Source organism: Pedobacter nyackensis (assembly GCF_032678475.1).
GTDB lineage: Bacteria > Bacteroidota > Bacteroidia > Sphingobacteriales > Sphingobacteriaceae > Pedobacter > Pedobacter nyackensis_A.
Map to the genome: position 1 here is coordinate 39,655 of NZ_JAVTSF010000008.1, position 12,756 is coordinate 52,410.

At 39.6% G+C, this 12,756-nt stretch carries 9 protein-coding genes; 3 read left to right on the forward strand and 6 right to left on the reverse strand.

Features of this window, described 5'->3' with window-relative positions:
• Window positions 1–48 precede the first annotated feature (48 nt).
• The 3 genes from leuB (at window position 49) to R2Q84_RS21785 (ending at window position 2,991) form a co-directional block, all read left to right on the forward strand.
• Window positions 49–1,107, forward strand: a complete 1,059-nt coding sequence (leuB, locus tag R2Q84_RS21775) for a 3-isopropylmalate dehydrogenase (protein ID WP_316818715.1) — start codon at window positions 49–51, stop codon at window positions 1,105–1,107.
• 104 nt (window positions 1,108–1,211) lie between these two features.
• A complete protein-coding gene (ilvA, locus tag R2Q84_RS21780; protein WP_316818716.1) occupies window positions 1,212–2,459 on the forward strand; it encodes a threonine ammonia-lyase IlvA in 1,248 nt (415 codons plus the stop codon).
• Window positions 2,460–2,574: 115 nt separating this feature from the next.
• Window positions 2,575–2,991 carry a hypothetical protein gene (locus R2Q84_RS21785; RefSeq protein WP_316818717.1) on the forward strand — a complete coding sequence of 139 codons (417 nt, stop codon included), beginning with the start codon at window positions 2,575–2,577 and terminating at the stop codon, window positions 2,989–2,991.
• 76 nt (window positions 2,992–3,067) lie between these two features.
• On the opposite strand, the gene R2Q84_RS21790 is transcribed toward R2Q84_RS21785, so the two are convergent.
• The 6 genes from R2Q84_RS21790 to R2Q84_RS21815 all read right to left on the reverse strand — a co-directional run bounded on the left by R2Q84_RS21790 (window position 3,068) and on the right by R2Q84_RS21815 (window position 12,627).
• Complete coding sequence (locus tag R2Q84_RS21790; protein WP_316818718.1) at window positions 3,068–4,027, reverse strand: pepsin/retropepsin-like aspartic protease family protein; 960 nt, start codon at window positions 4,025–4,027, stop codon at window positions 3,068–3,070.
• 1 nt (window position 4,028) lies between these two features.
• On the reverse strand, window positions 4,029–5,294 hold the full coding sequence (locus R2Q84_RS21795; protein ID WP_316818719.1) for a thioredoxin family protein: 1,266 nt from the start codon (window positions 5,292–5,294) through the stop codon (window positions 4,029–4,031).
• Window positions 5,295–5,379: 85 nt separating this feature from the next.
• The gene (locus R2Q84_RS21800; protein ID WP_316818720.1) at window positions 5,380–6,879 is read right to left on the reverse strand and encodes a PKD-like family lipoprotein; all 1,500 of its coding nucleotides are present in this window, start codon (window positions 6,877–6,879) and stop codon (window positions 5,380–5,382) included.
• 17 nt (window positions 6,880–6,896) lie between these two features.
• Window positions 6,897–7,682: a DUF4843 domain-containing protein gene (locus tag R2Q84_RS21805; protein ID WP_316818721.1), complete on the reverse strand. Its 786-nt coding sequence runs from the start codon at window positions 7,680–7,682 to the stop codon at window positions 6,897–6,899.
• Between the two features lie 26 nt (window positions 7,683–7,708).
• Window positions 7,709–9,127, reverse strand: a complete 1,419-nt coding sequence (locus tag R2Q84_RS21810) for a RagB/SusD family nutrient uptake outer membrane protein (RefSeq protein ID WP_316818722.1) — start codon at window positions 9,125–9,127, stop codon at window positions 7,709–7,711.
• Window positions 9,128–9,138: 11 nt separating this feature from the next.
• Window positions 9,139–12,627, reverse strand: a complete 3,489-nt coding sequence (locus tag R2Q84_RS21815) for a SusC/RagA family TonB-linked outer membrane protein (RefSeq protein WP_316818723.1) — start codon at window positions 12,625–12,627, stop codon at window positions 9,139–9,141.
• Window positions 12,628–12,756 lie beyond the last annotated feature (129 nt).

Genomic DNA, 12,756 nt, shown 5'->3' on the forward strand with positions numbered 1-12,756 from the left:
GAGAAGAAATACAGTAAAAACAATTTTTAAACCACAATTACAAAATATATGAAACTTAATATTGCTCTGTTAGCAGGAGATGGAATTGGGCCGGAGGTTATAGACCAGGCTGTAAAAGTATCGAATGCAGTAGCAAAGAAATTTAACCACGAGATTGTATGGACTTCAGGCATTACCGGTGCAGCAGCAATTGATGCTGTTGGTGAACCCTATCCGGATGCTACACACGAAATCTGTATGGCAGCTGATGCTGTACTATTTGGTGCTATTGGTGATCCACGTTTCGACAATGACCCTAAAGCTACCGTTCGTCCGGAGCAAGGCTTACTGAAAATGCGTCAGAAATTAGGTTTGTTTGCTAATGTGCGTCCAACCTTTACTTTCCCTTCTTTAATTGACAATTCTCCGTTAAAAAGAGAGCGTATTGAAGGTACTGACCTGATTATTCTTCGTGAATTAACCGGTGGTATTTATTTCGGCGAAAGAGGTAGAAAAGACGATGGCAATACTGCTTTTGATACTTGTACTTATACCAGAGCTGAGATTCAGCGTTTGGCTAAATTAGGTTTTGAAATGGCAATGACCCGCAGCAAGAAACTTTGCTGTGTAGATAAAGCGAATGTATTGGAGTCCTCACGTTTGTGGAGAGAAACTGTACAGGATATGGAAAAAGACTATCCTGAAGTTACAGTAAGCTATGAGTTTGTTGATGCAGTTGCAATGCGTTTGGTACAATGGCCAAGCTCATACGATGTATTGATTACAGAAAACCTGTTCGGTGATATTCTAACTGACGAAGCATCTGTAATTTCTGGTTCTATGGGATTGATGCCATCGGCTTCAATCGGTGTTCATACTTCATTATTTGAGCCGATCCACGGTTCTTATCCGCAAGCTGCAGGTAAAGATATTGCCAATCCTTTGGCTACAGTATTATCAGCTGCAATGATGTTTGAAGATGCTTTTGGATTAAAAGAAGAAGCTGAACTGATCAGGGCAGTGGTTAACAAATCATTAGCAGAAGGTATTGTTACAGAGGATCTATCTGGAAAAAACAAAGCATACAAAACCAGCGAAGTAGGCGATTGGTTGGCTGCTAACATATAACTATCTTTGTATACTCCTTTTGGAGCGTACAATTAACAGGCTGTATCATTAATACGTTCGTTATTCTGAATTTATGATACAGCCTGTTTTATTTTTCATAAAAAATGACTGACTTCAATCTTAAACTAGACTCCAAAGCTGCCTCGCAGCGCTTGGCATATGTTGTAAAACATACTCCCCTCATTTACAACTCCAAATTATCTGAAGCTTATGACTGCGAAATATACCTGAAGCGTGAAGACTTGCAGGTTGTCCGTTCCTATAAATTGCGTGGCGCTTATAACATGATCAGTCAGTTAACACCCGATGAACTGAGCAGAGGGATTGTTTGTGCCAGTGCTGGTAACCATGCCCAGGGCGTTGCTTTCTCTTGTGATAAACTGGGAACAAAGGGTGTCATATTTATGCCTGAAATTACGCCGAAACAAAAGGTTAAACAGACTGAAATGTTCGGAAATGGCAGTGTAGAGCTGGTTTTGGTAGGCGATACTTTTGATGATTGCTTAAAAGAAGCTTTGGCTTATACACAACAACACAACATGACTTTTATCCCTCCTTTTGACAACTATAGTATCATTGAAGGTCAGGGTACAGTTGGAGTAGAAATCCTGGAAGATTTACCTGGTGTTGAAGTAGTGATTATGCCAGTTGGTGGCGGAGGACTTTCAGCTGGTGTTGGCCACTATTTAAAGCAACAAAAGCCGGATATCTTACTGGCCGGCGTTGAACCGGAAGGTGCTCCTTCCATGTTAAAAGCCTTTGAACATGGCGGACCAGTTACTTTGCCAGAAATAAACCGTTTTGTGGATGGTGCTTCTGTAAAATGTGTTGGAAAACTAACCTACGAAATCTGCACAGAGGTACTGGATGATGTATTGCTGGTAGCCGAGGGTAAAGTTTGTACTACAATTTTAAAGCTGTACAACGAAGATGCTATTGTTGTGGAACCGGCAGGTGCTTTATCTGTTGCCGTCCTTGATGCTTACAGAGATAAAATAAAAGGTAAAAAGGTTGTATGTGTAATTAGTGGCGGTAACAACGACATTGAACGCATGCAGGAAATCAAAGAGAAATCTTTACTATATGAGGGCTTGAAGCATTATTTCATTGTCCGCTTCCCGCAAAGACCAGGTGCCCTGAAGTTATTTGTAAATAGTGTCTTAGGTCCACATGATGACATTACGCGTTTTGAATTCATTAAAAAAACGAACAAAGAAAATGGGCCGGCTTTAGTAGGCATTGAACTGGCTAACCGTGTTGATTATGACTCACTTGTAAAGAGGATGAAAGAATTTAAGTTCGAAATTATTGAATTAAATAACGACCAGACTTTATTCGAATATTTGGTTTAAAACGCATTTATATAACAAAATTCCGTATAACATTTTAATTACAGAATAAGCGAAGGAAGCACCTTACATATTGTGGCAATAAATTTGCTGTATGAAATTCAAAACACACAAATACATGAAAAAACTTATATTATTATTGTTATGCACGGCCACGCTGGGCCTGGTATCGTGCAAGAAGGAAACGCTTATACAGGAAAACCCTAACAGGACGTATAATTTTACCATACAACCAAATCAATGGGTATTAAGTAACGATGGCTTTACCTACACGGCTGATATACCTACTTCTGTTATAAAGCCAATTACAGTAGATGATGATGGAGTTTTGGTGTATATAACGCATCCAGTAAGTACAAGCAGCTACGTTCAGGTTCCTTACACTTTTGATCAATTAGCTTATAGTTACGAATTGTATGATGGCGGCTTTGCAATTGACATTCAAAGTTCTGATTTCCAAGAAGCTGCACCAGAAAAACCTACAATTCCAATATTAGTTAAACTTGTTGTGATAGAGTCACTATATGGTCAATAATAGATGATCTTCACTATAAACAAAAGGTCGATGTTCTGGTGAACATCGACCTTTTGTTTTACTATAGCTTTAGATTTTACTTCTGTTGATTCATAACAACTGCCATATCATAAAACTTCATGGTTTTATCAATGTAATTGATGTCTACATAAAAGTATTTTAAAAACTGGAAGCCCAGAATACCAGCTATTGCTTTCTCCTTGTCAAAGGCAGGCATAGTATGTAATCCCATCTGGATCTTATCCATGTTTAATCCGCCGATAGTCATCCTGTCAAGCACTCCCCTTCTCACGTTACCACCATTTCCACTACCTTCAGTCATATTCACTTGTTGAGTTTGCTTCCAGATTCCAGCAATTTCAGCTTCGAGGCTGGTATCAATCAGGTTATCTGTAGCGCCTGTATCCATCACAAACCGAAGGTTTTTCCCCGCGATATTTACCTCTACTACGGGAAAACCGCTAACTAATGTAAAAGGAAGCTTTATAATGGGGAGGATATTTTTAACAATAGCTGCATCACCTACCGACTTTTTTAACTCAAGCTCCCGGGTTGCAAAATTTAAAGTCAGCTGATAAGGTTTAAAAAATGCACTACCGATCAGTCCCAACACCTTTTCAACTGTTCCAGTATTTAGTTGATTCATTTTTATGGCTGGAAGTAAACGATCCTTTAACTGTAGATTCTGCCATTCCAACAGTTCAACCTTTACTTCCTCCATCGGAACAGTCCCTCCCATTCCAGACATAGTTTGCCCGGTTAGCTTGGTTTTAAAATACTCCGCATTCAATAATATAAAACCATTACTACCTGTATCTACCAGCAGAAGTCCTTTGGTTCCATTAATAACCACTTCTACAAACATTAAACCACCAATAAACTTAAACTGGCTTTTGATGCTCGTAGGTAACCCATCATTTGCAGCATAGCTGGTGGTGATTCCTACATTTTTCGCATTAGAAAACGCTGGCAAAGCGACTGCTTGCAGCATCAAAATAATCAACGCATTCCGCATCATTTTATTTAACAAACTCATATTAATTGCTGATTATTTTAGGGGTTGGATTTACAATTAACGATCTTTTTAAATACTCCTGTGGAGTAATATCAGGATAATTGGGCCTGGTTTTACGTAGGGTAACTAAAGCTTTTCCGGCATAATCCAATGCTTTTTCAGGTTGTCCTACATAGCTATAAACTTTAGATAAGGTTTGGTTCATCAGGTGATCATCCGTTTCCGGGTAAGTAGAAAGCAGTGCGATGACCAGCTGATTATCGTCCTGATTTTTACCGTTCCGCATAATCATTAATGATAGCAATGCCGCTTGTTGCATATCTGGCTTTACAGCATGATTTAACAGTGTTTTGGCTTTTAAATAAGCCTGTTGCTCGTCCAGCATTTTAGAGATACTTGCAGTATGAAAGGCCGCCAGGAAAGCCGAGGTATCCGCAGCATAAAACCTGGAGAAATATTTCAATAAAGCAGACTCATCCACCCAGTGTTTTATTTTCTTGCTGTCTTTATCAGCTTCAACTTTTAGTCCGGTTGAAGTAATTCCCGCATCTATTACTTTTTTTAGGTAAGTATCTGCCTTAACCTTCCCGATCGCAGCATACAGTTTGTTTTTGTTTTTAGCCAACAGATCGAAGTATCTGCTGTTACTTCCAGTAGTCATAAACATCATTATGCTTACGCTTTCGGCAGAAAAAGGATCTTTTTGCAATTTTAAAAACTCGTCTGCCGTTTGTTCCAGCAATGGATCCTGGGCTGCTGCGAGTTTGTAAATGTAAGTTTTCATAAACTCATTGTCCCTTACACCCTGGCTATATTTCTTTTTGAAAGACATCAACTGTTTTCCTGGATCAAGTGCTTCCTGTCCAATCGCGATAAAGTCGGCTACCTTTAAACCACCTCCGCCAGCCTGGTGAATCAGCTTTCCGTTGCTGTCAAAAAACAGGTAACATGGATAGGCGGTAATCTGATAGTTCTTTTCGAACCACTCTGCATCAGCATATTGCTTTTTAATCTCAGGAGCATCGGCGGCTGTTTTATCCATTTGGAGTTTAAAGCTGATGAAATGCTCATTAAAGAAATCTCCGGTTTCCTTTTTAGGGAAAACATTTTTATCCATTTGTTTGCATGGACCACACCAGGTGGTATAAACATCTACAAAAATTGCTTTACCACTTGCTTTGGCTTTAGCCTGCACTTCCTTCCAGGATAATTCACGTTCAAACTGAATTCCCTGGGCATGAGCTGTTAAGCTGACCGCGAGGATCAACAGCATATATATGTATTTCATTTTTTTATTGAATTAAATGTAAAACCAACCCCAGAGGGCAAACACCCGGGGTGGTTTACGGAGAGAATTACAGACGTAATTCAAATTATTTCCAGAGTACTGCGCCAAAAGGAATAACGTTAAACTTATACTCGACGTCCTGAACCTTTCCAAACCCATCATACTTACTTGCATAAGTATCATTTTTAATATTTCCGGTTGCTTCTAAATCAAAAAAGTAAACAGCCCCGGTGTTCGCGGATTTGCCATTAGCTACAGCCATTAACTTGGTACCGTTCGTTTTTAACCTATCAATAGATATATCAGATTCCGCAAAAGTGTATATTTCCCTGGCTTTATCATTGGTAAAATCATAGACATAGATTTTATTACCAGAGGCATAAAAAGTAAGCGGATTATTCGCCGAATTTACATAAGCTGTAGCAGTAGAAAATCCTGGGGCAGTTACTTCATGTACACTTTCACAATAGGTCACTAAACTTCTAAAAAAGCCAAACTTATACATAAAAGTCTTCCCATTTTTATCGCGACAATAAGCAATTGGTTTTAACAGATTGTAATTTGCAGCGGATGGCGCTACAGTAGGCTGTAGGTTATGATCAAATAATAAACATTCCTTATCGCCGATGTCATTTACATCAAAAACATCCTCAACGGGATTTGGTGTAATCGTCGACATTCTGTTTCCTCTTTTGTCCAGCTTCAAAAAGCGATGGTTCAGGTCGTCATAGATAAATACATAACCAGACATAAACAGCCACTTCGTAGCTTTGTAGTTACCCGCGGCTTTATAAGCAAAAGCCGGAGGTGATACCGGACTTAAGGCGATATGAACGTTACCATCGTTGATGAGGTAGGCATTCGCACCAAAAAAATCGGTATAAATCGCTGAACCTGCATACTGAGGCTGCGCATCAAAGAACCAATACCTCGCATCCTGTAGGAAAGCAAAACTAGACCCCAAAGAAAATCCTCCTTTTTTTTGGAATACGTAAATTGTACCAGAGGAATTACCAGCCGATTGCAGCATCCCCAGGCGTGTTGCATCTTTTAATTTAATGCTGTTGTTTGCAGAAAAAAGACCGAAAAAGATTTCAGGTTTAGTATTATCAACAATTACATCAATATCCTGTTCGCCATTATCTTTGGTATTAAGGACCATAAATCCCTGCGCCCCTTTTAGCCGCACAACTACACCAAATGTCCTGCTACGCATAATCGATGTTTGAGGATCTCTGATTTCCAGCAGGACTGAATAAGATCCTACAGGAACTTTAACCTGGTATTCAAGCTCCCTTTTATTAGAGATCACCTGAACTCTCGGGTCGTCAGGCTTTACATTTAAAGGGAATATTTTCCAAGTATATTCAAGTTTGGATTCATCACCTGTAAAAGTAAATTCAGGTGAGATTTTTAACAAGTCAAACTGCTGCAGCGCATAATTCTCCGGGCCTGAAACCGGTCCACCTATTTGTATTACATCTACAGGGGCAAGGTCATAATTACCTTTATCCTTATAGCAGGAAGAAAGCACTAATCCTCCTAAAAGGAAGATTAAAGTAGTCATATAATTGAATATTTTCATCTCAATAGATTTAAGGATTAAGGGAAAGTAACAGCAATAGGATCATCTACATCATCACCATCTTCGTCGTACACCAGTGGGTAGGTGAATGGATCTGCAGGATCTGGAGTAATTGCTTTTGAATTCAGATCATTCAGTAAAGAGCGCAGTTTGTTTTGGAACTGAATGAAGCTTGTTACATTATACACATACTTTTCAGGATCTTGAACTGACGAACCTGATGGGGTAATATTGATTTCAGGAATTCCTAAATGATACAATATGAACTTATGTTTCATTTCTGAATATTCTCCAAAATAGGTTCTCATTCGAGTATCCCAGGTTGAAGGTTTCACCATAAAATTAAAGAAACTCACTTTTCTTTTAAGTTGCTTTTCAATTCCCGGTGCAAAATGTTCTGAAGAAACGATACGGAATGTCACCGTTTTAACCTCTTTATCCAATGCAGAAGTTTTCTTAAGCAATAGTTCTATTGTTCCTTTGGACTCCCCTGCTTTAACTACAGATTTTCCGAAGTCAAAATCTACGCCCTTAGCCGCAGTTGTTTCGCTAGCGATTATTTCTACTCTTATGTCACGGTCAAAAGATGCGACTCTTCCAGTTATATCTACAGGAAAAGCTATTGTAGCACTTTCCGGACTCCCCTTAGCGGCAAAGGAAAAATCCTGACTACCAACATAAGGAAGTGCGGCATTTTGGCGGGCAAACTGCACACGGTCACCACCATGATACACTTTTACATCTTCCTTTTTACAGGCCAGCAGACCTGACAATAGCACAACTGCTATATATATTTTTTTCATCTCTTTTCTTATTTAAGCATTAACATTTACCGGCCACCGAAGATTTTTTCATCATCAGGTAACGGGAGAACATAAGTTTGGGCTGTCATTTGCGTTACAGGACTGTCGTCGAGTTGATTTGCGTTGAGCCTTTTATAATAGTAAAAAGTCTGTCCCTCAGTAAAAAATTCCTTCCTATATTCACTTTTCAACTCTGCCTGCAGATCAGCTGTCACGGTTAAGGTTTGTAGTCCTCTTGAAGTTAAAACCTTGTTCAGGTACTCAAATCCCGTGGCTGCATCTGGCGCAGCCTCAGCAGCTATATAATATATTTCAGAAATACGCATTAGCGGTATATAGTTCTTTTTCATACCTAATGTTGAAGGTGAAAGATCCTCATACAGATATTTGTGCGGAGTAAGGTTTCCTGAAAAAGGCATAATCATTGGCATTTTAAAACGGACATCTGTAGGCTGATTTTTAAAAATATTAGTCGACAACTTAGTCTGCGTGGTAAAATAATAAGGCACGCCTCCATTTCCAGTTCCATCACCAACCCTAAGCCAAACTACAACACGGGTATCATGCTTCTCCTTAAAAATTGAAAATAGATGTTCTGTATGAAAACTACGATCCAGGTTTACATCCGTACCTGCAGCCATCAACCTTACTTTATTAGCGTCAATTACCTCCTTTGCTTTAGCAAAAGCGAGAGGTTTGTTACCCATATATAAATAAATTCGCGCTTTCAACCCTTTCACAGCGTAAAGATTCATTCTTAACTGTCTATCTACAGTTCCTCTGTTTCCAATAGGATCCTTTACCAACAAAACTTCAGCCTCATCCAGATCTTTCAGCGTAGCGTTAATAACGCCATCTACATCAGAAAAAGGAGTCGCATTCCGACCATAACTAGTTACATAAGGCAAGTATTTCTGTGCATCCTTAGCAACATAGGCGGGAGCAAATAAGCGTAACAGGTCGAAATGAATATAGGCCCTTAACGCCAAAGCTTCCCCTTTAATCAGGTTAAAATTCTCTCCTGTGAACAAATGTTTTTTAGCATCAATATTCTCCAATATGGCATTCACCTGTGCGACGGTATTATATTGTTTAAGCCATATCCCGCCGATCATAGATTTAAACTGTCCCTTTTCATAGTCGAAATTCTCAACAGGTTTTAGGTACTCAATGGCCTGTTGAGAGGAACTCTCAACCGAATAATCCGAAGCCATCACACTTAACATCCCTATGGTAAGTTCCCTCCCATAAGTTCCCTCATCTGTCATGGTCACATAAGCTCCTGTCATTGCCTCATAAAAACCTTGTTGCGTGGAAAACAAATCTTCCTGCTTCAACTCAGTTTTGGGCTGAACATCCAGCCATTTATTACAACTACTCAGCGTTAGACCTGTTCCAAGCATCAGCAATAGTGCTGCCTTTTTTGTATTGATATATACTTTCATAAATACTTGCATTAAAATGTAACATTGGCACCAAAAGAAATCCTTTGTGCAAACGGGTATTGGGTACCTCTTTCTATTTCAATGGTAGAGAAACGCGCCAAATCGTTCATACTCACACTGAATCTTAAATTCTGAATCTTTAGACGTTTGACCAAAGCGGTCTGATTTAAGCTATACCCCAATGTTATCGCAGAAATAGTGAGATAATCATTCTTTTGTACGAAGCGTGAAGTAGCTCCAACACGATTACTTCCAATTACAAAAGAATTAGCACTGTACTTTGCTTCATCGCCAGGTACAGCCCATTTCCAATGGTAAGCCCTTTCGTCCACATTGTTATTTCTCAGATCAATATCTTCTACTTTAGATACCAGTGTAGAATTATACAGGTACCCACCTCTTGAATAACTACCTGCTATTACAGCATCCCAGCCTTTATAATTAAAAGTAGCGCCGAAACCACCCGCCACTACAGGACGTTCGTCAGCAATGGCAATTTGTTCAGCAGCTCTCCATTCGTTACCGATTGTACCGTCACGATATAAAAAAATCTCGTTTCCGGTTGCTGGATCTATACCCAATGAAGGCAAGGCATAAATAGCAGATCTCGAACTACCCTCAGTAAAGATATTTGGCGGAAGCGTAGTTAATTTTTCATTGTCATAAGCACTTTGCATGGCATCCAAAATAGTTTTGTTGCGCTGTTTCATAGCATCCGATATTTTAGAAATCCTGTTTTCATTGGCGCCAATATTACCCCATACGGCTACCCTTGGCTGATCGGAATGACCAGGCATCAATACCACATTTAAACGAATTTCGTATCCGTTATTTCTGAGCTCACCTATATTATCGGTAAAGCCGGAAAACCCTGTTGATGGTGCGAGTGTGATACTCTGAAGTAGATTAGATGTATTTTTAAGGTAATACTCGGCATTCACTGTTACCCTTGAATTAAATAATCCTGCGTCGAGTGCAATTTTTTGCTGACGTGTGGTTTGCCATTTCAGGTCAGGATTTCCCATTCCCTGTATAACAGTACCAAAGTCAAGACCATAAATTTTATCTGTTTCGTACCTGTATTTTGTCATTGCCTGATAGGGTGCAAAATTCTGACTGGCAGTTTCAGCTATCGACCCCGTAACCCTCAGTAAACTAAACACATTTAAATTTTTAACAAAATCTTCACGATGCAGGTTCCATCCTATACCGGCAGACCATACCGGTGCAAATTTCTCATTTGCTCCAAACTGAGATGATCCATCCAGCTTAAAGGAAAGATCCATAAAATATCTGCTATCATAAGCATAGTTAAACGCTGCAAGAAAACCTGCGAGGCGGCTGGTATTGTCCAGACCTTGCGGCCGTCCCCCCTGACGATATTGTTTTGCGAAGGCCAGATCATTCATTTTTGGATTTGGAAAACCTTGTGCCTCGGTCAGGCTAACGCTGGATATAGATTCCTTAATATTAAATCCGGATTGGAAAAATATACTATGTTTTTTGATCAGCTTACTGAAAATACCATAAAAAGTACCCTCATAACCGGTTGTTTTGGTATTAGATACATTTAAATCGCCTCTTAATGGATAAGCAGCCATATCTGGTGTTACAGACAAATACCGGGAATGATCGGCAGGATAAAACTCCTTTCCATCTGAAAAACGTTTAGAAAGTCCGGCTGTAGCTCTAAATCTCAAAGCAGCGGTTACATTCCATTCTGCTGAAAAATTGTTCACAATTTCGGTATACTGATTGATGCTTTGCGTATTCAGGGTTGCATCATACAAAGGATTGATGATATAACCCGACCGCTCTCCATTGGTAAAAGTCTCGTACAAAAATGGTGAAGCTACTCCATTAACCTCAGGAATTGAGAAATAAGGTTTTGCATTCACATAAGACTGAAAAGAACCATATGGACTATTTGTTCCTTTGGTATTCGCAATTTGCAAATCATTGCGGAACAAGAATTTGCCTGTGTTGTAATGGAAGAGCATATTTCCCTGGTACGTATTTCTGGAAGACCCTTTCATTATACCTGGGTTTGCCGCAGCACCAAAACCAATGCTATATTTTAAAGCCTGATCTCCGCCATCTAACGTTAAGGAATGGCGTTGCTCCATTGCTGTTTTTAAAGGTTGCGATAGCCAATAGGTATCTACACCACTTTTCACATTAGCCAAACGCTCATTGTATAAATCCTGCATTCTAACCTGATCGCTCATGAATGCGCCACTGTATACTCCTGCCTTTTGCTCAAGTTCCAGTAAGCGAGGTGCATCCAGCATCCTGTAATCACGTAAATCAGGTATCACCAGGTTAGAACTTACCGCATAGCTTGCTCTCAGTTTACCCGCAGCCGGTGCTTTGGTTACAATTACCACAACTCCATTGGCAGAACGTGTGCCATAAATTGCTGCTGCTGAACCATCCTTTAGCAAGGTTAAAGATTCTATACGGTTCATATCCAGGTCAATGATCCTTTCCAGTGAAGTCTCAAATCCATCCAGAATAAATAAGGGAAGGTTCGGATTGCCATAAAAGGCTGCACGAAGATCACCCTGAGGGTAATTCTCAGAAAGGGTATTGCTACCCCTGATCTCTATATTGGGCATTGCATTTGGGTCAGACCCCGCGAGGTTATTGTCTATAATCCGGAACGATGGATCAAGCAAACCAAGTCCCTGAAGGATATTACTAGAGCTTAATTTCATCAGATCTTTACCGGTAAACGTAGTTGAACTACCTGTATAAATTTCTTTCTTACGTTCAGAAATACCTGTAATGACTACATCTTTCATTTTGTTCTCGGTCATATCTAACCGCACATTTACTGAAGTCTGCCCCTCCTTTAATTTGACTTCCCTGGTATTGTATCCCACATAAGAAACCAGGATAATATCCTGATAGTCATTTACCGTGATCTTAAATTCACCATTACTATTGGTCACTGCTGCTCGATTTGCATTCTCTTTTATCCTTACAGAAGCACCCGGAATAGGGTTTCCATCCTCATCAGTAACCTTACCTTTTATTTCAAGGGCAACGAAATAGTCCATTACCTTTTCAACTACAGACTTATCTTTCGGTTTTACAATGATCATATTCGCTTCCATTGTATAACTAAGATTACGTCCTTCCAGCACCTTAGTCATGACTTCATCAAGTGTGGCATTGCTAAAATTAGCATCGATCTTAACCGAAGTGCTGATTCTGGCAGTAGGGATTAGCACATCATAGCTCGTTTGCTTTCTAATTTCACGAATGACATTTTCGAGCGTAGCATTTTGCTTTTTGAAAGTTACGCGCTGCCCGAACGATGCGGCGCTAACCTGCATGAGTGTAAATATGAAGAGGATTGTGGTCAGATTAATTCTCATGATCCATTTTCTTTTATCTTTTTCATTCATGTTGCTCCAGGCAGCATGAATAAACAATAAGCATTTGGGTATGTAGCCCGGAGGTCTGCATACCGTTTTAGTAAAACTCTGATACATTCTATCATTTGTTGTGACAAGACTTAGCGGCATGATAAGAGACCGTCAATATTGCTTTGTTGCACAATATTGCCTAAGTTTGATTGTCTTGTTAATCCTGAATAATTGTTCGCTCAATATTTCCAGCCG

Coding starts and splice junctions, on each gene's coding strand:
- leuB (WP_316818715.1), top strand. CDS start 49: ATGAAACTTAATATTGCTCTGTTAGCAGGAGATGGAATTGGGCCGGAG.
- ilvA (WP_316818716.1), top strand. CDS start 1,212: ATGACTGACTTCAATCTTAAACTAGACTCCAAAGCTGCCTCGCAGCGC.
- R2Q84_RS21785 (WP_316818717.1), top strand. CDS start 2,575: ATGAAAAAACTTATATTATTATTGTTATGCACGGCCACGCTGGGCCTG.
- R2Q84_RS21790 (WP_316818718.1), bottom strand. CDS start 4,027: ATGAGTTTGTTAAATAAAATGATGCGGAATGCGTTGATTATTTTGATG.
- R2Q84_RS21795 (WP_316818719.1), bottom strand. CDS start 5,294: ATGAAATACATATATATGCTGTTGATCCTCGCGGTCAGCTTAACAGCT.
- R2Q84_RS21800 (WP_316818720.1), bottom strand. CDS start 6,879: ATGAAAATATTCAATTATATGACTACTTTAATCTTCCTTTTAGGAGGA.
- R2Q84_RS21805 (WP_316818721.1), bottom strand. CDS start 7,682: ATGAAAAAAATATATATAGCAGTTGTGCTATTGTCAGGTCTGCTGGCC.
- R2Q84_RS21810 (WP_316818722.1), bottom strand. CDS start 9,127: ATGAAAGTATATATCAATACAAAAAAGGCAGCACTATTGCTGATGCTT.
- R2Q84_RS21815 (WP_316818723.1), bottom strand. CDS start 12,627: ATGTATCAGAGTTTTACTAAAACGGTATGCAGACCTCCGGGCTACATA.